This window comes from Pseudomonas sp. GB2N2 (assembly GCF_054897705.1).
The window spans coordinates 519,366-546,090 of sequence record NZ_CM142701.1; the positions used below are offsets into that span (position 1 = coordinate 519,366).

20 protein-coding genes and 1 pseudogene are annotated in these 26,725 nt (G+C 59.1%); 13 read left to right on the top strand and 8 right to left on the bottom strand.

The annotated features are described in order from the left end of the window. The first annotated feature begins 245 nt into the window (after positions 1 to 245). The gene (pvdP, locus tag ACYZT4_RS02320) at positions 246 to 1,874 is read left to right on the top strand and encodes a pyoverdine maturation tyrosinase PvdP (RefSeq protein ID WP_461984919.1); all 1,629 of its coding nucleotides are present in this window, start codon (positions 246 to 248) and stop codon (positions 1,872 to 1,874) included. Between the two features lie 121 nt (positions 1,875 to 1,995). On the opposite strand, the gene ACYZT4_RS02325 is transcribed toward pvdP, so the two are convergent. From ACYZT4_RS02325 to ACYZT4_RS02335, 3 genes are read right to left on the bottom strand one after another with little or no spacing between them, the layout of a single operon-like run. After that, a complete protein-coding gene (locus ACYZT4_RS02325) occupies positions 1,996 to 3,390 on the bottom strand; it encodes an efflux transporter outer membrane subunit (RefSeq protein ID WP_461984921.1) in 1,395 nt (464 codons plus the stop codon). A gap of 7 nt (positions 3,391 to 3,397) precedes the next feature. After that, entirely contained in the window at positions 3,398 to 5,371 is a 1,974-nt protein-coding gene (locus ACYZT4_RS02330; protein WP_461984922.1) for a MacB family efflux pump subunit, read from the bottom strand. After that, on the bottom strand, positions 5,372 to 6,544 hold the full coding sequence (locus tag ACYZT4_RS02335; protein WP_461984923.1) for an efflux RND transporter periplasmic adaptor subunit: 1,173 nt from the start codon (positions 6,542 to 6,544) through the stop codon (positions 5,372 to 5,374). It lies immediately after the preceding gene. A 357-nt stretch (positions 6,545 to 6,901) separates the two neighbouring features. Here ACYZT4_RS02335 and ACYZT4_RS02340 point away from each other — a divergent pair, with 357 nt between their 5' ends. The 6 genes from ACYZT4_RS02340 (at position 6,902) to ACYZT4_RS02365 (ending at position 16,597) form a co-directional block, all read left to right on the top strand. After that, on the top strand, positions 6,902 to 7,381 hold the full coding sequence (locus tag ACYZT4_RS02340; protein WP_461984924.1) for a sigma-70 family RNA polymerase sigma factor: 480 nt from the start codon (positions 6,902 to 6,904) through the stop codon (positions 7,379 to 7,381). Positions 7,382 to 7,529: 148 nt separating this feature from the next. Further along, positions 7,530 to 8,867: a lysine N(6)-hydroxylase/L-ornithine N(5)-oxygenase family protein gene (locus tag ACYZT4_RS02345; protein WP_461984926.1), complete on the top strand. Its 1,338-nt coding sequence runs from the start codon at positions 7,530 to 7,532 to the stop codon at positions 8,865 to 8,867. A 500-nt stretch (positions 8,868 to 9,367) separates the two neighbouring features. Then, positions 9,368 to 12,070: a magnesium-translocating P-type ATPase gene (gene mgtA / locus ACYZT4_RS02350; RefSeq protein ID WP_461984928.1), complete on the top strand. Its 2,703-nt coding sequence runs from the start codon at positions 9,368 to 9,370 to the stop codon at positions 12,068 to 12,070. Positions 12,071 to 12,215: 145 nt separating this feature from the next. After that, positions 12,216 to 12,626, top strand: coding sequence for a response regulator (locus ACYZT4_RS02355; protein WP_461984930.1), 411 nt, complete (start codon positions 12,216 to 12,218; stop codon positions 12,624 to 12,626). 110 nt (positions 12,627 to 12,736) lie between these two features. Next, positions 12,737 to 13,366 (top strand): response regulator, encoded by a 630-nt coding sequence (locus ACYZT4_RS02360; protein WP_461984931.1) that lies wholly within the window; start codon positions 12,737 to 12,739, stop codon positions 13,364 to 13,366. Further along, positions 13,367 to 16,597 (top strand): transporter substrate-binding domain-containing protein, encoded by a 3,231-nt coding sequence (locus ACYZT4_RS02365; RefSeq protein ID WP_461984933.1) that lies wholly within the window; start codon positions 13,367 to 13,369, stop codon positions 16,595 to 16,597. Positions 16,598 to 16,780: 183 nt separating this feature from the next. Here the strand turns inward: ACYZT4_RS02365 and ACYZT4_RS02370 are convergent. Further along, positions 16,781 to 17,187: pseudogene (locus ACYZT4_RS02370) on the bottom strand (LysR family transcriptional regulator); the annotation flags it as partial. Between the two features lie 104 nt (positions 17,188 to 17,291). Between ACYZT4_RS02370 and ACYZT4_RS02375 the strand changes: the two are divergent. From ACYZT4_RS02375 to ACYZT4_RS02385, 3 genes are all read left to right on the top strand, one after another. Continuing rightward, the gene (locus ACYZT4_RS02375; RefSeq protein ID WP_461984935.1) at positions 17,292 to 18,158 is read left to right on the top strand and encodes a pirin family protein; all 867 of its coding nucleotides are present in this window, start codon (positions 17,292 to 17,294) and stop codon (positions 18,156 to 18,158) included. 290 nt (positions 18,159 to 18,448) lie between these two features. Further along, positions 18,449 to 19,891 (top strand): mechanosensitive ion channel domain-containing protein, encoded by a 1,443-nt coding sequence (locus tag ACYZT4_RS02380; protein WP_461984937.1) that lies wholly within the window; start codon positions 18,449 to 18,451, stop codon positions 19,889 to 19,891. 138 nt (positions 19,892 to 20,029) lie between these two features. Then, complete coding sequence (locus ACYZT4_RS02385) at positions 20,030 to 20,470, top strand: carboxymuconolactone decarboxylase family protein (RefSeq protein ID WP_461984939.1); 441 nt, start codon at positions 20,030 to 20,032, stop codon at positions 20,468 to 20,470. On the opposite strand, the gene ACYZT4_RS02390 is transcribed toward ACYZT4_RS02385, so the two are convergent. Both ACYZT4_RS02390 and ACYZT4_RS02395 read right to left on the bottom strand, forming a co-directional pair. Then, on the bottom strand, positions 20,471 to 22,063 hold the full coding sequence (locus tag ACYZT4_RS02390; RefSeq protein WP_461984941.1) for a DHA2 family efflux MFS transporter permease subunit: 1,593 nt from the start codon (positions 22,061 to 22,063) through the stop codon (positions 20,471 to 20,473). Beyond that, entirely contained in the window at positions 22,060 to 23,181 is a 1,122-nt protein-coding gene (locus ACYZT4_RS02395; RefSeq protein ID WP_461984943.1) for an HlyD family secretion protein, read from the bottom strand. The genes ACYZT4_RS02390 and ACYZT4_RS02395 overlap by 4 nt, the downstream gene beginning before the upstream one ends. 245 nt (positions 23,182 to 23,426) lie before the next feature. On the opposite strand from ACYZT4_RS02395, the gene queC reads away from it, so the two are divergent. Further along, positions 23,427 to 24,116: a 7-cyano-7-deazaguanine synthase QueC gene (gene queC, locus ACYZT4_RS02400; protein WP_461984944.1), complete on the top strand. Its 690-nt coding sequence runs from the start codon at positions 23,427 to 23,429 to the stop codon at positions 24,114 to 24,116. Between the two features lie 54 nt (positions 24,117 to 24,170). Here the strand turns inward: queC and ACYZT4_RS02405 are convergent, their stop codons facing one another. Both ACYZT4_RS02405 and ACYZT4_RS02410 read right to left on the bottom strand, forming a co-directional pair. Next, a complete protein-coding gene (locus ACYZT4_RS02405) occupies positions 24,171 to 25,043 on the bottom strand; it encodes a queuosine precursor transporter (RefSeq protein WP_461984945.1) in 873 nt (290 codons plus the stop codon). Next, positions 25,033 to 25,629, bottom strand: coding sequence for a helix-turn-helix domain-containing protein (locus ACYZT4_RS02410; protein WP_461984947.1), 597 nt, complete (start codon positions 25,627 to 25,629; stop codon positions 25,033 to 25,035). The genes ACYZT4_RS02405 and ACYZT4_RS02410 overlap by 11 nt, the downstream gene beginning before the upstream one ends. A gap of 383 nt (positions 25,630 to 26,012) precedes the next feature. Here ACYZT4_RS02410 and ACYZT4_RS02415 point away from each other — a divergent pair, with 383 nt between their 5' ends. Both ACYZT4_RS02415 and ACYZT4_RS02420 read left to right on the top strand, forming a co-directional pair. Continuing rightward, positions 26,013 to 26,396: a DUF6124 family protein gene (locus ACYZT4_RS02415; RefSeq protein ID WP_461984949.1), complete on the top strand. Its 384-nt coding sequence runs from the start codon at positions 26,013 to 26,015 to the stop codon at positions 26,394 to 26,396. Between the two features lie 38 nt (positions 26,397 to 26,434). Beyond that, positions 26,435 to 26,689, top strand: coding sequence for a hypothetical protein (locus ACYZT4_RS02420; RefSeq protein WP_461984950.1), 255 nt, complete (start codon positions 26,435 to 26,437; stop codon positions 26,687 to 26,689). Positions 26,690 to 26,725 lie beyond the last annotated feature (36 nt).

The following is a 26,725-nucleotide window of genomic DNA, read 5'->3' on the forward strand; positions in this document are numbered from 1 at the left end:
GGGGGCAGGCGCAGGGGCCTTGGCTATCTGGAAAGAACGAGTGGCAGTGATGAAAATTTAGGCCGCTATAGGAGCGAGCTTGCTCGCGATGGATTCACAGGCGCCGCGTTTTTCCAGGCACCACGCGTTATTGTTTACGTTTATCGCGAGCAAGCTCGCTCCTACAGGGATCTTCTAAATTTTTGCGGGCAACAAACGTTCTAGCTTGGATAAAGCCATGCTTCATGGCTGACACAGGTGGGGCAATGAAGATTTCTCGACGATGGTTCATGGCAGGCCTGGCGCTGACTGGCGCCGCGGTGCCTGCGGCTATTTATGGGCATCGCGAATGGACGAAGCCAGACCCGACCATCACCCCCGGCGAAGCCACCGTCGACCTTGCGGACACAGCCGGTCAGCACCTCGCGAACTCGTTGCGCGGTGTCTGGGACATTCGTTTTGAAGGTTCGCAGGCCGGTCTGGAGGGGTTGCCGACCACGGGCCTGGAACTGTTTCTCGACATCGCCCAGCGGGGGCGCGGCGTGCGCGGCTGCCTCGACACCGCGCAGCAACTGCGTGGCGATGCCGAACCGCGTTACCGCTTGATCGGTGATCTGGTGCAGCCGCAACCCTCCGAACTCTACTGGCGGCTGATCGATACCCGCTCTGCCGATCACGCGCCGACCTATGAACTGGTCGTGGTCCTTGATGAGGTCTGGGCGGATTTCGGCAATGCCGGCAGCGGCACCCTCAGCGGACGCATCCTGCATCTCGACCGTCCGCTCGGCCTGCCGGAACAGGACAACCGCTTTGTCGCGCGCAAGCGTCTGTTCCCCGAAGCCCGCGAGCGTGTGGGCCTGAATCCGACGTTGCTTGCTTGGCTGATTTCCCCGGAACACCGACTGTTTCATCAACTCTGGCACGCCAGCCGGGACAAATGGCACACCCTCGCCGAAGACAAGCGCGACGCCTTGCGCGGCATAGGCTGGCAACCTGGCCCGCGAGATCAGGAGCGTGACGCCCGTGGTCCGCGCAAGGACCGCAATGGCTCGGGGGAGGATTTTTTCTTCATGCACCGGCACATGCTCGGCACCGCGCGTTCGATGCAGAATCTGCCGTCCTGGTCGAGTGTCCCGATGCCGCAACCGGAGCTTGAACGTGATCGTCAGGGCTTCGCTCGCTACCACGACAATCACGACGGTACGGCGCTGCCGCCGACGTGGCTGGCGGCCGAAGATACCGAGTACACGCAGTGGGTCAGCGACATCAAGACCGCTGAGACTTATCACAGCAACTTTCTGGTCTGGGAGTCGCGCTACCGCGACCCGCGTTATCTGGCGAAATTGACCCTTGGCCAGTTTGGCTCGGAAGTCGAACTGGGCCTGCACGACTGGTTGCACATGCGCTGGGCTTCGGTGCCGCGCGACCCTTCAAACGGTCAGCCAGTGCCGTTCGCCCGGGATCCGGCGGACTTCGCCGCGCGCTGGTATGCGCCGGAAAACGATTTCCTCGGCGACCCGTTTTCGTCCCATGTGAACCCGGTGTTCTGGCATTTTCACGGCTGGATCGACGATCGACTGGAGGACTGGTTCCGCGCCCACGAACGGTTCCACCCGGGGGAGGTGAGTCGGCTTGAGGTCAATGGCGTGCATTGGTTTGCACCGGGACGCTGGGTCGAAGTCGCTGACCCGTGGCTTGGCCCGGTAACGCATGGCTGTAGCACCACGTCGGGACTGCAGGTGGGCAAGTCGGTGGAAATGGACCCGGAAACCATGAAACTGGCGTTGCGGATTACCTTCCTCAGCGACGAGAAGAAGCTGGCCGGATTGTTCCGCCGCGTGCCGCAACGGCCGTGGTATGCGCGGCACCTCAAGGTCAAGCCGATCGTGAGCTAATCAGGCTTACCGCGTTATCGTTCATCGCGAGCAGGCTCACTCCCACAGGGATTTTGTGAACACTGAAGATCCAGTGTAGGAGTGAGCCTGCTCGCGATGGCGGACTAACAAACACCGAGTATCACAAGACCTGCCACCCACCCCCAAGTGCCTTGTACAACGCAATACTCGCCTGCAACCGCGACAACCTCAGCTGCACATTCAAATCCTGCGCTGCATACAGCGTGCGCTGGGTTTCCAGCACCGTCAGCAAATCCTCGGCCCCGGCCCGGTAGCGGCTCTGCGCAATGGTGAACGCGTTTTGCGCCTGGGCCAGTTCTTCGCTTTGCCATTGCCGTTGCTCATCCAGACCGCGAATGCTGTTCAGGGCTTTTTCGACATCGGCAAAACCGTTGATGATGCTGGCGCGATAATTTTCCAGCAGCTCTTGCTGGCGGGCGCTGGCCCTGTCGCGCTCGGCGCCGAGCCGACCGTTATTGAAGACCGGCGCCACCAGCCCGGCGGTGAGGTTGTAGAAAGGGCTGCGCAGCATATCGGAGGCGGTATTGGCACCAGCGCCGATGTTGGCGCTGAGGGTCACCGTCGGCAGCATGGCCGCGCGGGCGACAGTGACATCGGCCTGGGCCGCCGCCAGTTGCGCTTCGGCGCGGGCAATGTCCGGGCGGCGGCTCAGCAACTCGCTGGGGACGCCGCTGCCAATCGTCGGCCATTGCAGGTGAGCGAAGGGTTCATCCAGGGGCGGCAGCTGCTGGACCGGGCGACCGAGCAGAACGGCGAGACTGATGTGCGCCTCCCGGGCCTGTTGCTGCACCGTCGGCAATTGCCGTTGCTGCGCCGCCACCAGGCTTTTCTGCTGCGCCAGTTCAAGCGCCGTGGCCGAGCCGGAATCGAATCGGGTTTGCACCAGTTTCAGCACGCTTTGGGCGTTGGCCAGGTTCAGCTCGGCGATGCGGCTTTGTTCATGCAGCGACAAGGTTTGTGCGTAACCGTTGGCCACGCCACTGAGCAAGGTCAGTTCGACCGTGGCTTGATCGAATTCACTGGCCTGCAAGCCGAATCGGGCGCTGTCGCGGGAGGCGCGCTGACCGCCCCAGAAATCGATTTCATAACTGGCGCTGAGGTTGGCGTCGAAGTAGTCCACGGCGTTGTTGTCGCTGTCGGCATCGAGCTGGCTGTAGCCGTTGCCGCGCAGCAACTTCTGGCGGTTGGCATTCGCCCCGGCCTTGACCTCCGGCAGTTGCGAACCACCGGCAATGACGGTGCCGGCCTGGGCCTGGCGCACCCGGGCCACGGCGGCGGCGAGGTCGTAACTGCCGATCCGCGCCTGTTCAATCAGGCGATCCAGTTCGGGGCTGCCGAACTGCGTCCACCATTGCAGGCTGCTGCGAGCAGCGGCCGCGTCGTGTGGCGATTGCCACGAAAAGGGCGGCGCGACGCCACTGTCCGGACGCTGGGCAGGTGTGCCGCACGCGCTGAGAAGCAGGCAGAGGGTCAACAGGCTGAGGCGCGGTTTCATAGATCGATCATTCACTGGTAAGGGCCGTGACCGGGTCGAGCCGGGCAGCTTTGCGGGCCGGCATGAAGCCGAAAACAACACCGGTGACCAGCGCGCAGGCAAAGGCACCGAGCACCGCGACCACGGAGAACGCTACCGCGACTTCGCTGAGGATCAGCACGCCGCCAACGATCAGCGCCAGGGCAATTCCGGCGAGGCCTCCGACCACGGAAAGCATCACCGCTTCTGTGAGGAATTGGCGAAGGATGTCCCTTTGCCGGGCGCCGGTGGCCATGCGGATGCCGATCTCGCGAGTGCGCTCACGTACGGTCATGAGCATGATGTTCATCACGCCGATCCCGCCCACCAGCAGCGAGATCGCCGCAATAGAACCGAGCATCAGCGACAGGGTATTTTGCGTGCGCGCCTCGGCCTGGATCATCGCCGCATTGTTGGTCAGTTCGAAATCCTTTTTGCCGTTGTGCAGGCGCAGCATCAACTGTTCGATGGCGTGTTCGGTTTCCTTGACCTTGCGCGCATCCGCAGCGGCAATCGCCACGTATTCCGGGTTGTGGGTGCCGAACAGCCGGACACTGGCGGCGGAGTAGGGCACGGCAATCCGGTTGTCGCTGTCGGAATCGCCGGAGCTGGCGCCTTTTTCCGCGAGCACGCCGACCACCTGGAACGGCACGTTTTCAATCAGGATGTATTGGCCGATGGGGTTGGCGACGTCCTTGAGCAACTTGCTGCGCACCTTGTGCCCGATCACCGCGACGGCCGTGGCGTTCTGTTCATCGGCCGCGGTGAAGTAACTGCCTTCGACCACGGGCCAGTTGAAGATGGCCGGGAAATTGGTGTCGTTGCCGCCGACGTAGCTCAGGTGATCGAGGTTGCCGAAGCGCACTCCGGCTTCGGCGCCGTTGACCGGCATGATGCGCATGACTTGCGGCAGGCTGCCCAGCGCCGCAACGTCATCGAGGGTGACGATGCCCGGTGGTGTTCGCGGGTTGGGGGCCGCGCCGCTGAGGTAAATGATGTTCGAGCCGAACGCGCCCATCTGTGCCATCACCTGGCGCTTGCTGCCTTCACCGACCGCCAGCATCACCGCCACCGACGCCACGCCGATGATGATCCCGAGCAGTGTCAGCGCGGTGCGAAACGTGTTGATCCACATCACCCGCCAGGCCGCGTGGATGGCGTCTACCAACTCGCCTTTCCAGGCGCCGGTGGCTTCTGCGCCTTCGCTCAGGCGCTTGCGCAAATCCACCGCTTGCAGCGCACCGGGATTGGCTGAGGTTTGCACCTCGGGATTGTCGTGGGCGCTGTCGCTGATGATCAGCCCGTCACGCAGTTCAATGATGCGTTTGGCCCGCGCCGCGACTTCACGGTCGTGGGTGATGAGGATCACCACGTGGCCCTGGCTCGCCAGTTCGTCGAGCAGGGTCATGACCTCGGCGCCGCTGTGACTGTCGAGAGCGCCGGTGGGTTCGTCGGCCAGAATGATGTGGCCGCCGTTCATCAATGCGCGGGCAATCGACACCCGTTGTTGCTGGCCGCCGGACAGTTGGTGCGGACGGTTGCCGGTGCGTTCTGCGAGGCCGAGGCGGTCGAGCAGGGCGGCGGCGCGGGCGTGGCGTTCGGCGGCGGGCAAACCGGCATAGATCGCCGGCATCTCGACGTTTTCCTGGGCCGAACCGGACGGGATCAAGTGGTAGCCCTGAAACACAAAACCAAAGGCTTCGCGACGCAGCCAGGCCAGTTCGTCGCTGTCGAGCCCGGCGACATTTTCCCCGGCGAAACGGTATTCGCCCGAGGTCGGGCGGTCGAGGCAGCCGAGAATGTTCATCAGTGTCGATTTGCCGGAGCCGGACGCGCCGACAATCGCGACGAATTCGCCCGCATGGATCGACAGGTCGATGCCGCGCAACACGTTGACTTCCGGGGCGTCGCCGCCGCCGTAGGCTTTGCGGATGTCCCGCAGGTCGATCAGGGGCGTTCGCATTCAGCGGCCACTCCCGTCGACCGGGCCGATCAGCAGGTGATCACCTTCTTCGAGGCCGTCGAGGACCTGCATTTTCAGGCGATCGCTGATACCGGTGCGCACGGTGCGTGGCTGGATGTCACCGTTTTTCGCGACCACTGTGGCCGTCTGGCGGTCGGCTTGCGCGCCGTCCTGCAAGGCCGCGATCGGCGCGGTGAGGACATTTTTCGCCTGGTTGGAAACGAAGAACACCTGGGTGGTCATTTCCGCCATCAACGCATTGTCGGCATTCTCGACGTCAAGCAGCACGGTGTAGAGCACCACGCGACCAGTGCCGCTCTTGCTCGAACTGGCCGGGCTGCCGCTGCCCTGGCTGGTCTGGTCCAGCGGTTTGGGCGGGATTGGCAGGATTTGCCGCACGGTGCTGCGCCAGCGCCGGTTGCCACCGCTGAGGGTGGTGAACCAGGCACTCATGCCCGGTTTGACGTGGCCGATATCGGCCTCCGAAACCTCGGCCCAGACGGTCATCGGTGACAGCTTGGCAATGCGCAGAATCAACGGTGTCTGCTGTTGCGCGTTGAGGGTCTGGCCTTCCCGCGCATCAAGGGCCACCACCGTGCCGCTCATGGGCGCATAGATGCGGGTGTAGCCGAGTTCGGCCTGATCGCTGCGTAAGCTGGCCTGCGCCTGGCGAATCTGCGCCTGGAACATGTCGATGCGCGCCTGGGTGGTGCGCAATTCGGCCTGGGCGATCTGCACGTCTTCGTCGCGGGTCGCACCGCCGGCGGCGAGGTTCTGCTGGCGTTTGTATTTCTGCTGCGCGAGGTCGTGCAGGGCCCTCTGTTCTTCGAGCTGGGCCTTGAGGTTGTCGATGGAGAAGCGTCCTGCGTCGAGCTTGGCCTGTTGGGTGGACGGGTCTATTTCCACCAGCAACTGGCCTTCCTTGACCACGTCGCCGACTTCCACGTGGATCGTGCGGATTTGCCCTGATGCCTGGGCGCCTACGTCGACATAACGCCGCGGCTGCAGGGTGCCGAGAGCGGTGACGCTGCTTTCGATGTCGCCCCGAGTGACCTGGACTGTGGCGTATTGATCACGGCCGGGCGGTATGACTTTCCAGGCTGATACGGCAATCACGGGGATCAGGCAAAGGGCTACAAGCAGGGCGCGTCGGGTGTGTCGGGGACGTCTCATGCAGGGTTCCGGGCTATGAATTCGGCCCGTCATAAGCGGCGGACGGGGGGCTGCTCTATAAACGAGATAAGGGCCGGGGAATTTAGAGGTGGGGTGATTGGTACATATCCGTTTTTTGGTAACGGCGACTATTGGTTCCGTTACCCAGACAAAGGATATGTACACCACCAACCAACCAACCAACCAACCAACCGATCCAGGACGTTTTATCCGCCAAATCGAATCAACACTTTAAATCTATATGAGAATTACTATAAATTACACACTCGAAATTGCCATCATCGTGCCACCGTCCATTTGGCGGTCGCGGATCTGGCTCAAGGACAGCAGTCGCACCCGTGCGGCCGGGAGTCATGGTTGGAAAACTACTATCGCGAGCTGGTGTGTTTCCTCAACGCCAAGCTGGGCAACCGTCAGGTGGCCGAAGATGTGGTGCATGACGCTTATCTGCGGGTTCTGGAGCGCTCCAGCGAGACGCCGATCGAGCAGCCCCGGGCTTTCCTTTATCGCACCGCGCTCAACCTGGTCATCGACGACCATCGACGCAATGCCTTGCGCCAGGTCGAATCGCTGGACGTGCTCGACAACGAAGAGCGCTATTTCACTCCGTCCCCGCACACGTGCCTCGATCACGGCCAGCGCCTGGAAATGCTCCAGCGCGCACTGGCTGAGTTACCCCGGCTGTGCCGCGAGAGCTTCCTGCTGCGCAAGATCGATGGCCTGTCGCACCCGGAAATCGCCGAACGCCTGGGGATCTCCCGGGCGCTGGTCGAGAAGCACATCGTCAACGCGATGAAGCATTGCCGCCTGCAGATGCGCCAATGGGACGCGCATTGATCCCGTCGGTTTCGTAAAAAGTTGTATTAAATTTTATTTCATTGTCCTCGTTCCCTATCAACAGACGACCTGCTGTCCTGCCAAGGCTGGTCAGGTCACTTAGGTTTATTCCCCACTGTTGAGGGGTTCATCCAGAGGACACTGGAAAATGACACAGGCAATTGCATCGCCCATCGTTCACGACCTGATCGGCGTCGGTTTCGGCCCTTCGAACCTGGCGCTGGCTATCGCTTTGCAAGAGCGTGCACCGGGTCAGGGCGAGCTGGAGGTCCTGTTTCTCGACAAGCAGGCCGACTATCGCTGGCACGGCAACACCCTGGTGACCCAAAGCGAATTGCAGATTTCCTTCCTCAAGGACCTGGTGACCCTGCGCAATCCAACCAGCCCTTATTCCTTCGTCAACTACCTCAAGCACCACGGTCGTCTGGTGGACTTCATCAACCTGGGCACGTTCTATCCGTGCCGCATGGAATACAACGACTACCTGTGCTGGGTCGCCGGGCAATTCGCCCAACAGAGTCGCTACGGCGAAGAAGTGCTGACCATCGAGCCGGTTGTGCACAACCAGCAGGTCGAAGCGCTGCGCGTGATCTCCCGCGATACCCAGGGCCAGCAACACGTGCGCACCGCCCGTTCGGTGGTGGTGAGTGCCGGGGGCACGCCGCGAATTCCCGAAGCATTCAAGGCACTGAAGGATGATGGCCGGGTGTTCCATCACTCGCAGTACTTGGCGCAGATGGCCAAACAGCCATGCGTGAACAATCAACCGATGAGTATCGCGATCATCGGTGGCGGCCAGAGCGCCGCGGAAGCCTTTATCGATCTGAACGACAGCTTTCCGTCGGTGCAGGTCGACATGATCCTGCGCGGCTCGGCGCTGAAGCCGGCGGATGACAGCCCGTTCGTCAACGAAGTGTTCTCGCCGGCGTTCACCGATCTGGTGTTCCAGCAGGCGAGCAGCGAGCGTGAGCGTCTGGTCAACGAGTACCACAACACCAACTATTCGGTGGTGGACATCGACCTGATCGAGCGCATCTACGGGATTTTCTATCGTCAGAAAGTCTCGGGCATTGCCCGGCATGCGTTCCGCACCCTCACCACCATTGAAAAAGCCACGGCCACCGAGCGCGGCATCGAACTGGCGGTGCGCAACAATGCCACCGGCGACATCTCGGTGCGTCACTACGACGCCGTGGTATTGGCCACCGGTTACGAGCGACAGATGCACCGCAAATTGCTGGCGCCGCTGGAACAGTACCTGGGTGATTTCGAGGTGGATCGCAATTACAAATTGATCACCGACGAGCGCTGCAAGGCCGGCCTCTATATGCAGGGTTTTTGCCAGGCGAGCCATGGCTTGAGCGACACACTGCTGTCGATCCTGCCGATTCGCGCGGATGAGATTGCCGGGTCTTTGTATGAGCATGGCAAGCACCGTGGGCAGGGTCGGTCGGTGGTGGATTTGCTGCTAGCCACTGCCAGCTGATATTTGTAGCGCCTGTCACGCCGTCATCGCGAGCAGGCTCACTCCCACATTAGATCTGTGTACGCAGTGCCAATGTGGGAGTGAGCCTGCTCGCGATGAGGCCCTCGACAACGCCGCATTCCTAGAATCCTGAACCCTCCCTGAAGAACCCGGCAATTCCCCAGCGACTGGCCAATGCTTCGTTTACTCTCCAGAAATCGGGGCGTAAGCTTCGCGCGTTTTCATCAATAGCGGAGACCCACAGTGGGTACTTGTTCGAGTGACAGTAGTCGGCCGGTTTCGATAACCGGCAACTTCACGGCAAGATAACGCGCCACTTTTTTGTGCCGTTGTCTCGCCCGATAGCGAGCAGCGGCATCCCGATCGCGGCCATTGCTGGTCCGTGTCCCGACGTCCTCTCATCGACGCTGAACCGTTCGTGATGTTCGACTTATTGTCGTCATCGCGGCGCTCCGACACGCCTGCTCGAAGGTTTCCCGGCCGACCCTGGGGGAACTGCCATGAACCTGACCCTGCTCAAAGAATTCTTCGCCGGATTCCTGCGCACCCGCCACATCGCCCGACACTTCCGGCGCCTGGCACTGCTGGAAAATTTCACCGACACCACGGTCAGCCGTGAAGTGCCGCCGACCCTCGCGCAAACTCTGGTGGGCGCGGCCAACAGCGACATCGGCCAACTGCTGGAGACCCTCGGCAGCCACACCGATGGCCTCAGCGAAGCCGAAGCCGATGTGCTGCGCGCGCAGTTCGGCCTCAACGAAGTCGAGCACGAGCAACCGCTGCCGTGGTGGATTCACCTGTGGCACTGCTACAAGAATCCGTTCAACCTGCTGCTGACACTGCTCGCCGTCATCTCGTGGCTGACCGAGGACATGAAAGCTGCCGTGGTGATTTTCTCCATGGTGGTGCTCTCGACGTTGCTGCGCTTCTGGCAGGAAACCAAATCCAACCAGGCGGCGGACGCGCTCAAGGCGATGGTCAGCAACACGGCCACGGTGATGCGGCGGGACGCGCTGCGCACTGAAGTGCCGATCAAACGCCTGGTGCCGGGGGATCTGATCGTGCTGTCGGCGGGCGACATGATTCCCGCCGACTGCCGGGTGCTCAACGCCAAAGACCTGTTCGTCAGCCAGGCGGCCATGACCGGTGAATCGATGCCGGTGGAAAAATTCCCTCGCCAGCAGGACAGCGACACCCTCAACCCGCTGGACCTCGACAACATCCTGTTCATGGGCACCAACGTGGTGTCCGGCACCGCGATTGCGGTGATTCTGACCACGGGCAACAGCACCTATTTCGGTGCGCTGGCCCAGCGCGTCAGCGCCACCGACCGCGCGCCGACCTCGTTCCAGACCGGGGTCAACAAAGTCAGCTGGCTGCTGATCCGCTTCATGTTCGTGATGGCGCCGCTGGTGCTGTTCATCAACGGGTTCACCAAGGGTGACTGGACCGAAGCCTTGCTGTTCGCGCTGTCGATTGCCGTGGGCCTGACCCCGGAAATGCTGCCGATGATCGTCACCTCGACCCTGGCCAAAGGCGCGGTATTCCTGTCGCGCAAAAAAGTCATCGTCAAACGCCTCGATGCGATCCAGAATTTCGGCGCCATGGACGTGCTGTGCACCGACAAGACCGGCACCCTGACCCAGGACAAAATCTTTCTCGCGCGCAACGTCGATGTCTGGGGCAACGATTCCGACGACGTGCTGGAAATGGCCTACCTCAACAGCTACTACCAGACCGGCCTGAAAAACCTGCTGGACGTGGCGGTGCTCGAACACGTCGAGGTCCACCGCGAACTGAAAGTCGGCACGGCGTTTCGCAAAGTCGACGAGATCCCGTTCGACTTCAACCGTCGGCGTATGTCGGTGGTGGTGGCCGAGCACGAACATGCGCACCTTCTGATCTGCAAGGGTGCCGTGGAAGAAGTGCTGGCGGTGTGCACCCGGGTGCGTCACGGCGTGGTCGACCAAGCACTGAGCGATGACCTGCTGGCGCGGATTCGTCAGGTCACCTCAGCGTTCAATGCCGAAGGCCTGCGGGTGGTAGCGGTCGCCGCGCGGGCGATGCTTGAAGGACGCGACACCTACAGCCTCGCGGATGAGCAGGAACTGACGCTGATCGGTTACGTGGCGTTTCTCGATCCACCGAAGGAAAGCACTGCGCCGGCCTTGAAGGCATTGGCGGCTCACGGCGTGGCGGTGAAAGTGCTGACCGGCGACAACGAACTGGTGACCGCGAAGATCTGCCGCGAAGTCGGTCTGGAGCAGCAAGGCCTGTTGATGGGCAATGACGTCGAGCGCATGACCGACGCTGAACTGGCCGTGGCCGTGGAAACCACCAACGTCTTCGCCAAACTGACGCCGTCGCACAAGGAGCGCATCGTTCGTCTGCTCAAGGCCAACGGTCACGTCGTCGGGTTCATGGGCGACGGCATCAACGACGCCCCGGCCCTGCGCACGGCCGACATCGGTATTTCGGTCGACAGCGCGGTGGACATTGCCAAGGAAGCGGCGGACATCATCCTCCTGGAAAAAAGCCTGATGGTGCTGGAGGAGGGCGTGCTCGAAGGGCGGCGGACCTTCGCCAACATGCTCAAGTACATCAAGATGACCGCGAGCTCGAACTTCGGCAACGTGTTCTCGGTGTTGGTCGCCAGCGCGTTCATCCCGTTCCTGCCGATGCTGCCCATGCACCTGCTGGTACAGAACCTGCTGTACGACATTTCGCAGATCGCCATCCCGTTCGATAACGTCGATGAAGAGATGCTGAGCAAACCGCAACGCTGGCAGCCGGCGGATGTCGGACGTTTCATGCTGTTCTTCGGGCCGATCAGTTCGATCTTCGACATCACTACGTTTGCGCTGATGTGGTACGTGTTCGATGCCAATACACCGGACCATCAAACCCTGTTCCAGTCCGGCTGGTTCGTGGTCGGGCTGCTGACCCAGACGCTGATCGTGCACATGATCCGCACGCCGAAGATTCCGTTCCTGCAAAGCCGCGCCGCCATGCCGCTGATGGTGATGACCGGGATCATCATGGCCGTGGGCATTTTCCTGCCAATGGGCCCTTTGGCGCACTACTTCAAATTGCAGGCGCTGCCGTCGCTGTACTTCGTGTTCCTGCCGGTGATTCTGCTGGCGTACATGGCGCTGACCCAAGCGGTGAAAGGGTTTTATATCCGCCGGTTTGGCTGGCAGTAATGCTGCCAACGCAGGAGCAGCCCTCGGTAGCTCCTGCGGGATCGCATGTTGCCTGCGGTTTTTAGGAATAGTCCTACATAAAGCTTGAGGGCTCTTCCGTAGCCTTGCGGCCTTACGAATCTGACACCCTTCCAGGGGGCCCCTGATGCCAAACAAAGCGTTGCGTATCCTGATTGCCGACGAGCAGCATTTTCAGCGGATGAGAATCGAGCGCCTGTTCAACCAGCTCGGCTATTACTGCGTAGCGCCGGCGCAAAGTCTTGAAGAGCTGTTGACCCTGATTGAATACGGCGATGTGGCGTTCGATCTGGTGCTGGTCAACGCTTCATTGTCGTCGGGTGAAGCCTTGAACCTGCCTGCTTTCTTCCACGATAACCCGCAGGTTCGCCAGGCTCTGATCTATGACGCTGCGCAGTTGCCGCCGGTCCCGACCGGGGGGCAGCAAAAGGTTCGTGCGAGCGATGCAGCGTTGCCCGATCTGGCGTGTATTCAACGGTTGATGCTGACGGTCGATCCGCGCCTACCGTTCGTCGGCACTGTCATTTCTGTCAGGTAGTTTTGCGCCGCTTTCCGTGCAAAAGTCTTCGCGCAGCTTATGCGTGTTATCCAGGTTCGGCCCATGGGCATTCCTGGCCCCATCGTCGTGTATTTGCACAGGGAGTTGCCATGAAGTCAGCAAAGTCAGTGCTGATAGCAGACGACCATCCGGTGGTTCGCGGGGCGCTGAAAATCCTGCTTAAACAGGAAGGTTTTCAACAAGTCTTCGAGGTGGCCAATGGTAACGAAGTTATTTCGATGATTCGCGAGCATCGACCTGACGTAGTGGTGCTGGATCTGGTCATGCCTGAAATGGATGGTCTGGATGTGCTGGATCGAATTCAAGGCAATGAACTGCAGTGCCAGGTCGTGGTGTTTACGTCTCTGGAGCGCATCTTCTATCAGGAACGTTGCATGCGGGCGGGTGCTGCAGCCTATGTGTCCAAGTCCAACGATCTGGAGCATTTGCAGAAAGCCTTGCGTGCCGTTTCGGTGGGTTACACCTACTTCCAGAGCCTGCCCACGGTGGCGCTGAATTCGTTGCAACGTACCGAAAAACAGATGATTGATAACCTTTCCAATCGCGAACTGACGATCTGCCTGTACTTGGCCAATGGCCTGAGCAATATGGAAATCGCAGCAAGCATGCACCTGAGTCACAAGACGGTCAGTACCTACAAAACCCGACTTACGGAAAAACTCAACCTGGCTTCCAAGGTTCATCTGCGGGATTTCTGCAAGCGCAACAAGCTGATCTGAATGACGACTTTCCGACGATCAATCTACCTGGCGTACCTGTTGCTGTGTTGCGGTCTGTGGAGTGCTGGCGCCGACGCACTACCGCAAACCCTGAAGTTGCTCGGACGCTCCAGCGTCGACGGCTACGACGTCAAACTGTCGGATGCCGATTCGCGCGTGCTGCGACAAAAGGGCCGGTTGGTGCTGGCCGTTTCCGCGCCGGATTATCCGCCCTTTGACATTACGATCACCGGTATCGACTACGAAGGATTGACGGCGGACTATGCCGGGCTGCTTCAACAGCTGTTGCACGTGGAGATCGACGTTCACCGCTATTCATCGCGAGGCGAGGCGGTGCGAGCGGTCAAGGAAGGCAAGGCGGATTTGCTCGGCACCGCTAATCGTTATGAGGCCGAGGACTCACAGTTACGGATGTCCGCTGCCTACGCGGACGATCAACCGGTGGTGCTGACCCGTACGGATACACCTGCGCCACTGGATCCGGAGCTGGTCGGAAAACGATTGGCCATGCTCTACCACTACTTGCCCGAGCAACAGGTTCGGGCGTTTTACGCCAAGGCCGATGTCCAGCTGTTTCCCTCCACGCTTGCGGCGGTGGGCGCCGTCGCTTTCGGTCAGGCAGACGCTTACCTGGGCGACGCCATCAGCGCCAACTACCTGATCAGCAAAAACTACCTCAACAATGTCCAACTCGCCGATTTTTCGCCAATGGAGAATGGGCGTTTCGCGTTTGCAATGAGCAGCGGCAATCCGCAGTTGCAACGCATCGTCAATCGGGCTTTGACGGCGATCCCGACCAATGAACGGATGAACATCCTGCGCCGTTGGGGCGGCAGTGGCACGTCCATCGCCGGCACGCAAGCACCGCATTTCAGCGTGGTCGAGCAGCGCTGGATCAATGATCATCCGCGGCTGCGGGTGGCGATCAACCCGCACCTGATGCCGATCTCCTTTATCGACAGCGAGGGCAAGCATCGCGGCATCAGTATCGATGTGCTGGCGAAAATCAGTTTGCGCACGGGCCTGAAATTCGACATTCAGCCGACCCGGTCTGTGGCAGAAATGTTGGAGTGGATCCGCAGCGGTCAAGTCGACATGGTGGCCGGGATCAGCCCCAGCATCGAGCGTGAAATCGAATTGCGTTTCACCCGGCCGTTCCTGACCAGCCCCAATGTACTGGTGACCCGCATCGCCTCCGACAGCGCCAGGACACTGGATGAAATGGCCGGTAAAACACTGGCGATCACCCAGGGCAACAGTGCCGGTGAATTCGTTCGTCAGCATTACCCGCAGGTCGTGCTGGTTGATGCGCCGTTGACGGCGGACGCAATGGAGATGGTCGCCGAGGGCAAGGCGGACGGTGCCATCAACTCATTGATCGGGGCCCGGATCATGATCTCGCGGCAATACCGCGACCGGCTGCAAGTGACCAGCACCGTCGGCACCGACCCGGCCCGCAGCACCCTGGCAACCGGTCGTGACGCCGTTGAACTGCATTCGATTCTGGAGAAAGCGCTGCTCAGCATCGCCCCTGAAGAAATCGATGAAATGACCGGGTTTTGGCGCAACGACCTGATGGTCGAACAGAGCTTCTGGCTGAGTCACCGGCAGGAGATCTTCCAGGCTTTTGTCGGGGCCGGCGCCTTGCTGTTGCTGGCGTTGGCGTGGATCGCCTGGCAGCGCCGACAAATCAGTCTGCGTCAGCATTTGCTCAGCCAGTTGCAGCAGGCCAAGGACGCCGCAGACGAAGCCAACCGCGCCAAAACCACCTTTCTGGCGACCATGAGCCATGAAATCCGCACGCCGATGAATGCGCTGCTGGGCATGTTGGAACTGGCGCTGAAACGGGCGGATGAAGGTGTCACCGACCGCTCTGCCATCGAGGTGGCGTCGAATGCCGGGCAACAATTACTGGCGTTGATCGGCGACATTCTGGACATTGCGCGTATCGAGTCCGGGCATTTGTCTCTGGCGCCGGAGCGCGCCAATCTGCGTTCGTTGGTGGAGTCGGTGTGCCGGGTGTTCGAGGGGCTGGCGCGGCAGAAAAACCTGGAGTGGCACGTCGAGCTGGATGACCAGAGCCGCTGTGATGTGATGATCGACCCCACGCGCTTCAAGCAGGTGCTGTCGAATTTGCTGAGCAACGCCATCAAGTTCACTCGTGAGGGGCACGTGAGCCTGACGTTGATGACCGCGCCGGATTCTTCCGGGCTTCTGGCGGTCAGCGTGCGCATTGAAGACACCGGCGTCGGGATCAGCACGTTCGACCTGCAGCGCCTTTTCAGCCCGTTCGTCCAGGCGGGCAACTCCCGGCAATCAGGCCGGCAAGGTTCCGGATTGGGGTTGGTGATCAGCCGCACCTTGTGCGAAATGATGGGCGGTCGGTTGCAACTCGACAGCGTCTTGGGCCAAGGCACGCGGATCGATATCAGCCTTGACCTGCCGCTGTTGCAACCGCTGGCCGACAGCGAATTGCCCGCCAGTGAACAGTGGGTGAAAACCCGCTCGCTGAAAATTCTGGTGGTCGACGATTACCCGGCCAATCGGCTGTTGATGTCCCGCCAACTGAGCTATCTGGGGCACAGCGTGATGGTGGCCGAGGAGGGCAGGCAAGGACTGCACATGTGGCGCGCCCATGAGTTCGATGCGGTCATCACCGATTGCAATATGCCGGAGCTCGACGGGTATGGATTGACCGGTGAGATACGCGATGAAGAGCGGGCGCAAGGTTTGCCGCCCACGCTGATTCTGGGTTTCACCGCCAATGCGCAACCTGAAGAAAAAATTCGTTGCCTGGAGGCGGGCATGGACGACTGCCTGTTCAAGCCGATCGGCCTGCCGGAATTAAGTGCCTGGCTGGCCTCCAGGTTTGCCGGCGAACCTGCACCGTTGCGCGAGGCGCCTTCCTTCTCCGAGATTGACCTGAGCGGTCTGGAGCAATACGTCGGCGATGACCGGGAACTGATCAATCAATTGTTGTGCGATGTGGCCGTGACCAACCGGACCGATCGCGATGCATTGCTCAAGGCGCATGCCTGTGGTGATCAGCAGGTGCTGCGTACGCTCGCCCACCGCATCAAGGGCGGCGCGCTGATGGTGCGCGCGCTCGGGCTGGTCGAATCCTGCGAGGCTCTGGAGCGTGCCTGCAGCGATGGTGATGCTGCGCAAATCGACGATGCGGTCGATCAACTGCAGCAGGCCATGACGCGCCTGGACCAGCGCTTGACGTAAGTCTTCAAGCTCTCTTCCATCACGCCGCGATCGCCGCGATCGCCGCGATCCCTGTAGCAGCAGGCTTCGCCAGATGCTACAGGAACAACGATACGACGTACGCAGGGGGCCTAGGCAATATCGGCATGGCTGAATTCGTCGCCGAGAAAATCGATCAACGCTCGCACCGACGGCAGCAGCCGTCGACAAGCGTTCGGCGAACGCCGGGCTGCCCACCAGGCATTGGGTGCTGTTGCCCAGCACTTTCATGACCATGTCAGTGCTTTCCAGCGGCGGAAAGCGTACCCGCAGGGCGATATCGAAACCCTCGTGGATCAGGTCGACCCGGCGGTTGGTGCTCTCGATGAACAACTCCACCAACGGGTACTTGAGCATGTAGCGGGTCAGCATCGGCCCGGACCACGTATTGAGCAACAGCGTGCTGTGCCGGCTGCTGCGGTGCAGCAAGCGTACGCCGAGGCGTTCCTCGAGCTCGGCGATGCGCCGGCTGAGCTTCGATTTGGGCATGCCCAGCGCCCGGCCCGCCGGGGCGAGACCGCCTATGCCACCACCAGGGTGAAGTAGTAGAGGGTGTTGAGGTCTTCCACCATCGTTCTCCAAATAGAACGCTGCGGCTGATTTTTGCAGTCTAGCGCGCTAAACGCCGCGGTTTTAAGCTTCGTCCATCGCGTCAAACCACAGATTTGGAGGCAGCATGAAAAACATCATCGGCATCTACACCAGCCCACGGACCCATTGGGTCGGCGACGGTTTTCCGGTTCGCACGCTGTTTTCCTACGACAACCTGGGTAAACACATCAGCCCGTTTCTGTTGCTGGATCACGCCGGTCCCGCCGAATTCACCCCGACCACCGAACGTCGCGGCGTCGGCCAACACCCGCACCGCGGTTTCGAAACGGTGACCATCGTCTACAAAGGCGAACTGGAACACCGCGATTCGACTGGCAGCGGCGGCAAAATCGGCCCTGGCGACGTGCAATGGATGACCGCCGCCTCGGGGATTATCCACGAGGAATTCCACTCCGAAGGCTTCGCCAAAACCGGCGGCACCCTGGAAATGGTCCAGCTGTGGGTCAACCTGCCGGCCAAGGACAAAATGGCTGACGCCGGTTACCAGACCATTCTCGCTGGCGACATCCCGAGCATCCCGCTCAAGGACAAGGCCGGCAGCCTGCGCTTGATTGCTGGCGAGTTCGACGGCCGCACAGGCCCGGCGCACACGTTCAGCCCGGTCGATGTCTGGGACCTGCGCCTCAACGGCGGCAAGTTGCTGACCCTCGATCTGCACGACGGGCGCAACACCGCATTGGTGGTGCTGCGCGGCGCGGTTCAGGTTAATGGCCAGGAGCTTGTGCGCGAAGGGCAATTGGCGTTGTTCGAACGCAACGGTCACCAGCTCAGCCTGCAAGCCCACAACGACGCCGTGGTGTTGCTGCTCAGCGGCGAGCCGATCGACGAACCCATCGTCGGCCACGGCCCGTTCGTGATGAACAGCGAGCAGGAAATTCATCAGGCCTTTGCCGATTTTCAGTCGGGCCGGTTCGGTCGGATGAGTGGTTGAAACACGGATAGAGGGTTGCACCGTGCCAGGCTTGACTGATTACGCTTGTCTGGCCGCGTTTAGACGAAAAAATCAAAGCGAGGATCACCCCACGACTACTTCTTACAAACGTCTCGACAAGACCAATAGCAAATAGCATCACACGTTCTCTGCAGGAGCCCGGCTTGCCGGCGATGGCGATCTTGAAACCGCCAGCGCCGGCAAGCCGGGCTCCTACAGTTTTTTGTGTTGTTCTCCCGTCATCAATTGCTCCTACACTGTGCCCATCCGTACATGGCTGGAGTTGCTCGATGCTGTCACTGCTCACCAATCACCCGTTGGTCTGCGCGCTGGTCCTGGTCCTCGTCGATCTGGGCTTGTGGCGTCTGATCAGTGCCGATAGCAGCAACTGGAAACTGGTGGTGCGGGTGCTGATTTTTTCGTTGTTCAGCCTTCTGCTGTTCAACGAAGGCCTGAACCCACTGGAGCCCGCGCCCTGGGCCGACAACGTACCGCTGCACCTCGCGGCGACGGGGTTGCAAATCGGTTGGTGGCTGTTCGGCGCGCGGACCCTGACGGTGTTGATTGGCGCGGTGATGATGCAGCGCGTCGGGCACACCGGGCGCCTGCTACAGGATTTGCTCGGTGCAGTGATTTTCCTGATTGCAATCATCGCCGCACTGGCATACGTCCTCGACCTGCCGGTCAAAGGCGTGCTGGCGACGTCCGGGGCGTTGGCGATCATCGTCGGCCTGGCGTTGCAAAGCACCCTCAGCGACGTGTTTTCCGGGATCGTCCTCAACACCACCAAGCCCTATCTGCTGGATGACTGGATCTCCATCGACGGCACCGAAGGCCGGGTCACTGACATCGACTGGCGCGCCACGCGCCTGCAAACTGCCCAGGGCAGCATGGCGGTGATCCCCAACTCGCTGGCGGCGAAGGCCAAGATCATCAACTTCAGCCGGCCGAGCGATATTTTTGGCGTGTCCATCAGCTTGCAGCTCAGCCCGCACGCCCGTCCGCAAACGGTGATCGATGCGCTGGAACGGGCGATGGAGGGTTGCCGTTTTCTACTTTTAAAACCGGCGCCGTGCGTCGCTCTCAAAGGTTCGAGCGCCACCGGCGTGGAGTATGAAATCAGCGGCTTCGTGGTCTCGATGGACCAGAAACGCATGGTGCGCAATCTGCTGTTCGACCTGGCGTTCCGGCATTTGCAGGCCTCGGGCGTGAGCCTTTTGTCCAGCGTCGAATCGAACGCGCCGGCCGGTCTGTCACGGCCACGGGCATTGCTGGAAAGTTCGGCGATTTTCTCCACCCTGCGTCAGGAAGAGAAAGAAACCTTCAGCCAGCACATGACCCTGCAAACCTTCCGTGCCGGGGAAATGATTTTGCCGGCGGGGGAGGTCAGCGATCATTTGTTCATCATCGAATCTGGCGTGGTGTCGGTGGCGTTGAGCCGAGCCGGGGTCAAGTTCGAATCCGGGCGCATGGGGCCCGGCGAAGTGATCGGCGAGGGCGGGATTTTATCGGATACGGCGGTGCCGGCGGACTTCAGCGCCAAGACCGCGTGCAGCCTGTATCGGATTGAAAAGGACTACCTCAAGCCGTGCCTGGATGCGCGGCATGACATCGGCGAAGCGATGAAGGCGTTGCTGGATTTCCGTTTGCACAAGGCGCAGACGCTGACCGAGGAAGCGCCCAAAGTGGCGCAGAAGAAGGGGTTTTTGCAGTGGTTGCGTAGTCGTGCTTAAGCGTTGAGTTGAATGGCCGGTGCGCGGTTCTTTGGGGTGCCCGACGGTGGTCTACTCGACTTCTGAGATATTGGATATTCCAGCAACCAGCGTACGGGATTAACTTAGCTCCACCCCTACTTGCTCCTGGAGTTCGACATGAAAGCCCGTACCGATTTCTACACCGCTTCCCCTGACGCACTGAAAGCCATGATCGCTCTGGAAACCGCCGTTTCGAAGCTGCCGCTGGAAAAGAACCTGATCGAGTTGGTCAAGCTGCGCGCTTCGCAAATCAACGGCTGCGCGTTCTGCATCGACATGCACACCGCCGACGCGATCAAGGGCGGCGAAACCACCCGCCGCCTGTTCGGTGTCAACGCCTGGCGTGAAACGCCGTTCTTCTCCGATCGTGAACGCGCCGCCCTGGCCTGGACCGAGTCCCTGACCCTGATCAGCCAGACTCACGCTGAAGATGAAGACTACGAACTGGCTTCCGCGCAGTTCAGCCCGAAAGAAATGGTCGACCTGACCGTGGCCATCACCACGATCAACGCCTGGAACCGTCTGGCGATTGGCTTCCGCAAAATGCCTCAAGCCTGATCAATGCGCATCCGCTGACGGCGCGGCCGGTGGTTGCACCTTGCGCATCAAGGGCACCATCGCCGTGGCGATGACGAAGCAGACCCCGATCATCAAAAACGCATCGCCGTAGGTCTGGGTCTGCGCTTCGCGGTACGTCAGCAGCCACAGCTGGTGCAGGCTGGCGGTGACGCCAGTGTCGCCGCTCTGGCCGAGAGTCGCAAAGTTGTTGCCGACTTGCGCCAGCCACTGATTCAACGCCTCGTTGGTGCTGTTGAGGTTTTCCGCCAACCGGGTGAAATGCAGGTTGGTCCGGTCATTCAGGATCGTTGCGCACGCAGCGATACCAATCGCACCCCCCAGATTTCGCATCAAATTAAACAACCCCGACGCATGTTTGAGCCGCGCCGGCGCCAGTCCGCCGAGAGTCAACGTCACCGCTGGCGGCACCGCCAGTTGCTGGGCAATCCCGCGCAATGCCTGCGGCAACATCAGTTCCTTGCCTCCCCAGTCATGGGTGATCGGGCTGAAATCCCACATCGATAACGCGAACAGCCCCAGGCCGGTCATCATGATCCAGCGCAAATCGACGCGATTGGCGAGAAAGGCGTACAGCGGAATCGCCATGATCTGGAACACCCCGGTGGAGAAAACCGCCAGACCAATGTCCAGCGCGCCGTAGCCACGTACCCGGCCGAGAAACAGCGGTGTCAGGTAAATCGTCGCGAACAGGCCGATGCCGGTGACGAATGAGAAGAAGCAGCCGAGGGCGAAATTGCGATCTTTCAAGGCGTGCAGATCGACGATCGGGTTCGCCACGTGCAACGTCCGGCCGATGAACGCCAGGCCAGCGAGGCCGCTGATCCACGCGGTGGTCAGAATCGTGTGGTCGCTGAACCAGTTCCAGCGCGGGCCTTCTTCCAGGGTGTACTCCAGGCAGCCGAGAAACAGCGCCAGGAACACCATACTCAAGTAGTCGGCGCCCTTGAGCAGCGACAGTTCCGGCTGATCGATTTTCACCAGCATCGGCACCGCCACCGCGACAAAAATCCCCGGCACCAGGTTGATGTAGAACAGCCAGTGCCAGGAGGAAATATCGGTGATGAAGCCACCGATCACCGGGCCCAACGTCGGCGCCAACGACGCGACCGCACCGATGGTCGCGGCGGCAATCACCCGTTGTTTGCCGGTGAAGAAAAAGAACGCGGTGGTGAACACCAGGGGAATCATCGAGCCGCCGAGAAACCCTTGCAAAGCGCGGAAGGCGATCATGCTCTGAATGTTCCAGGCCGCGCTGCACAACAGGCTGGCGAGGGTAAAGCCCACCGCCGAGGCGCAAAATAACCAGCGGGTCGAGAACACCCGAGACAACCAGCCGGACAGTGGAATGACGATGATTTCGGCGATCAGGTAGCTTGTTTGTACCCACGCAGTTTCATCGGTGCCGGCGGAGAGCCCGCCGCCGATGTCGCGCAGCGAGGCGGAGACAATCTGGATATCCAGCAACGCAATGAACATGCCGATACACATGCTGGCGAAAGCGAAAACCTTGGTCGCCGTCGCCATGTCTGCGGGGTTGAACGGTTGCGCCGGGGCGGTGAGGGCGCGGCTCATGGCGCGCTGGCTACGGCAGGGGTTTCAGGCTCTGCGCGGGTATCGACTTCGGCCGTGACGGAAAGGCCCGGACGCAAATGACCGAGCACGCCATCGGCCGGATCAAGCAGGATGCGCACCGGCACACGCTGCACGATTTTGGTGAAGTTGCCGGTGGCGTTTTCCGGTGGCAACACGCTGAACTGCGAACCGCTGGCCGGGGCAAGGCTGTCGAGGTGGCCGTGGAACACCTGGCCCGAAAGCACGTCGGCATGAATCACCACGCGTTGGCCGGGGATCATGCGCGCCAGTTGGTCTTCCTTGAAGTTGGCATCGACCCACAGCCCGCTGGCCGGCACCACCGATAACTGTTGCGAACCGGCCTGCGCATAAGCGCCGGCCCGCGCCCGGCGATTGCCGATCACGCCATCAATTGGCGCGCGCAACTCGGTGTAACCGACGTTAAGCTGCGCCAGATCACGCTCGGCCCGCGCTTGCATCAGCGCGGCCCGGGCTTGCTGTTTCTGGGTTGAAATCACGTTCAATTGGCGTTGCGTGGCCAGCAGTTCAGCCTGGGCTTTGGAGCTGAGCGCCTGGGCGGTCTTGAACGTGGCGTCGGCGCGCTGTGCGCTTTCCACCGAGACGGCGTTGCTACCCACCAGCTTTTTGTAGCGCGCATTGTCGTCCCGCGAACGCGACGTTTCGGCGCCCGCCGCATCGATCCCGGCGCGGGCCTGACCGATCACGGCTTGTTGCAATTGTTCAGTGGCGTCGAGGTTGGCGAGCAAGGCTTCTTCGGCAGCCACCGCGCCTTCGGCCTTGGCCAGGTTGGCGCGGTAGTCGCGGGCATCGAGGCGGATCAGCACGTCGCCGGCCTTCACTTTCTGGTTGTCGGTGACCAGCACTTCGTCGATGTAACCGGCGACCTTCGGCCCGATCACCGTCACGTTGCCGCCTATGTAGGCGTCGTCGGTCTCTTCGATGAAGCGGCCGGCGGACCACCAATGCACCGCGTAGAAACCGGCGAATACCAGGGCAGCGATGGCCAGCGTCAACAGAATCAGGCGTTTGAGCAGGGGAGGCTTGGGCGCGCTCACCGGGACAGCTAGATCGGATTCGAGGCTGGACATGCTGGTCATAGAAGGTTACCTGTGGCGAACGGTTTTAATTACGTACGTAATATGACGCATGTAATATTTGGTAGCAAATGGTTTTTGCTGCCGGTGGTCAGGTGGTCAATGCCTCTCCTGTAGGAACGCTGCCTACCAGGCACAACCGGAATTCGGAGACAGCCATTTAGGAAACTTCCCACAACCAGAATTTGAGCTTCCCGGTAGGGTCAACAGCCCCGGCACCCAGCCGCGCATCTAAGGAAGAATGAACCATGACCAGAAAGGCCGTTATCGTTTTCAGTGGCGGACAAGACTCCACTACCTGCTTGATCCAAGCATTACCGACATACGATGAAATTCACTGCCTCACGTTCGATTACGGCCAGCGCCATCGCGCGGAAATCGACGTGGCGCGACAGCTTGCACAACAGCTCGGCGTAAAAGTGCACAAGGTATTGGATACCTCTCTGTTAAACGAACTTGCCATCAGCAGTTTGACCCGAGACGGAACTCCAATTGCCAGAAGTGCAGAGGACGGTGTGCCTGATACGTTTGTGCCTGGCAGGAACATTCTGTTTCTAACGTTGGCCTGTATATATGCCTATCAAGTGGGGGCTGAAGCGGTCATTACAGGTGTTTGCGAAACCGAGAGCTCTGGTTATCCGGATTGTGGCGACGAGTTTGTCAGGGTTTTGAACAGCGCTATTCATTTGGGTATGGATTATAAGGTGCGGATCGAAACGCCTCTTATGCGGTTGAACAAGGCTGAAACTTGGGCATTGGCTGATTATCACGGGCAATTGGATTTGATTCGTTACCGTACGTTGACTTGCTATAACGGAATAATAGGGAGTGGGTGTGGTGACTGTGACGCGTGTGTGCTTCGTGCGAAAGGGCTGAGTGAGTTTCTTGTGGGGCGAAAGGAGCTGATGACTAGTTTGAAAATTAAAATGATCTTATAGAACTGATTTTCCAACGGGGGTACGAAATTATGGAGCCGCCCCCGTCCCAGCGTCTTATGCGTTTTCGGTTATGTATTTTTTTAACAGTGATCTCGCTCCATAGGCGGGTAAAATGTTGAAAATCGCAAAACACATTTTTATGGTGATTTGGATATAAATAATGTTCAGAATTTCGTTGTTTTGCATCGTTCCGTAAAATGCAATAAAACAAAAAATAAAACTATCTATTATTACTGCAAAAAAAGTGCTGAAGAACACTCGCAAAAATAAAAATCTGGAATTTGTCAGTTTTTTTATTTTGCAGAGTAGATAGGAGTTGACGTATTCAGAAAAAAGGAAGGAGATGCAGGAGGCTAATAATGCAGATGTCACATGTTTAATCACTTCGCTGTAGGGGGCGTCGAGTTTCCAGTCTGCTAAACCTGGAAGATAGCTGGTGCCGCTGAGCAAAACTACGATGAAGGCATTGCTTGCGAATGCGAATAGTATGGCTCGTCGCGCAAGTCTAAGGCCGTAGGATTCATTCAATATGTCTACTACTAAAAAAGTCAGCGGGTATAAAAAAACACCGGGGGTTACAACGACGTCAAATGTTTCGATGTATACCAATTTTGACGCGGCGACGTTAGTGAAAATATAGAGCGCAAAAAGAAGCAGGTTGAGGGCTACGTAGATCATCCAGGACCGTTCATGCCGATCAATCATTTCGTAAGTGGTTAATGCGTCGCCACCTGAATAATGTTTTCTGCAGATGTCCCTGATTTCCATTTTGCTCAGGTTGTCCATAATTTCACTTCTCAATACTTCGGCAAGCTTTATTTTTATAATTTGTCCTGTAGAGATGACCATGATGACAGCGAGATTTTTGCTTTTTTCGAAGCCCAATAATTTGTATTTGCTGTTCTCAACACTATTGTCATTTTCCATTAAATCTTTCCTCAATCACTGCTCCAATAATGTGGTTTGTGTCTGAGTTCTGATTGCGGTTAGTGATGCTGAGTCTTTTCGTCGTTTTGTTGTATGCCAGTAACTCCCCATCGCCACTCGAAAAACCTTTCTTGACGATCAGGATATCTCCTGCTTCGTTCGCTCCACTGATTTCATTTTCCAGTAGTACGCCTATTAAGTTGCTGGCGGTGCCGAAATAATACGTCAGGGGGTAAGTGATGGCCAACTCTCCAATCCGTTTATCCATACTCTGAATCAATAGGCTTTCTTTAATGATCGGCACGGCTGCCGGATTCATGTTTCCGTCCGGTGAAGCACTATTCTCTATTATTTCCTGTTTTTCAAAATCAACCGTCTCTATTTCTTTATACGAGACGCCAAAAAAATCAGATATTTTTCGAATGGTAGATTGTTGTACATGGACAACCCTTCCTTCCAGAATATTGTAGATAGTGGTTCGAGTCAGTCCGCTGGAATTGCACAAAGAAAGCCGGGTTTCTCCACGGCTCTTTATCAGGTACCTGATGTTGTTTTTCAGTTTTTCTGTTCTGTCTTTCTTGTGCATTAAATACTTACCGTTGGACTGTCGTTGCAATGATTTTCGAGGCAGGGGCAGCTCTCGCTGAGCGCAGCATCCTACACATCTGTTGCTCGGACAAAAAATAATGATTTTCCAAAAAATTCGAATAGAGGTGAAATATTTTATTCGATGAGTTGGTTTGGTTTCCGTATGTAAGGCGCTGCCTACTCGGCTAAAAGAAATGTCTTACAGTAACTAGGAAGTGCCCGAATTGAAGAATCATTTAATTACACAGATGTTCATTTATTTGATTAATAAAATTGAATTTTCTGGTAATAAATCTACCGGTCCGCCATTTGTAGCCATCAACCACTTCAGGTTAAAGGCGATAGACGGCCGCTTTTCTAAACCATGAAAGGAATTCCGGCATGAAAAAGACCACCCCCATTGCAATCGCACCTTCAGGCCTTCCGGCCGGTAAAACAGCCGATCAATCCCAACCCGTTAAAGTCAGCGAGCAATACGTCAGCGTGCCCCTGCGCACTCACACCCGCCTCGATCCACCGAGCCAATTCTTCGCCGTCGTCCCCGACGTCGACACGGCCGCGATGCTGTGCCACGCCTCGGAAAATCTGGCCTCCCTCAACATCATGGCCACCGATCTCGCCCGGGAACTGGAGGGGCCACGTCGCCAGGTGATCTTGACCATTCAGCAACTGTCCGCGTTGGCGGAGTTGCTGGTCAATCGAGCGCTGGACATCCTCGAACCGCCACGAGGCTCGTCTACAAAGCCGACCAACTGCCCTCGCTGAAACGTTATGTACCTTTTTCCCACTGGAGGTTTTTCGTCATGGATCGATACATGCCCGTCACCGGCATCGACTGCAGCGTCCCGTCATTGCTGATCGACACAGAAGCGCCACTGGACGTGCTGCATGAAACTGCGTCTTACCGCATTCGCACGGCGACGCAATTGCTCGAGAGTTTTGCGTGTGGCGAGGGTGTCCACAGTGAACTGGCGCGTGTGTTGGTGACTTCACTGCGCGATGGCTGTGATTTGCTGGATGTGGTTGGGCGACGATTGCAGGGGCAGGTTTCAGCGTGAAAAAGGAGCGACTGTTGTTCAATTAACTGTAGGAGC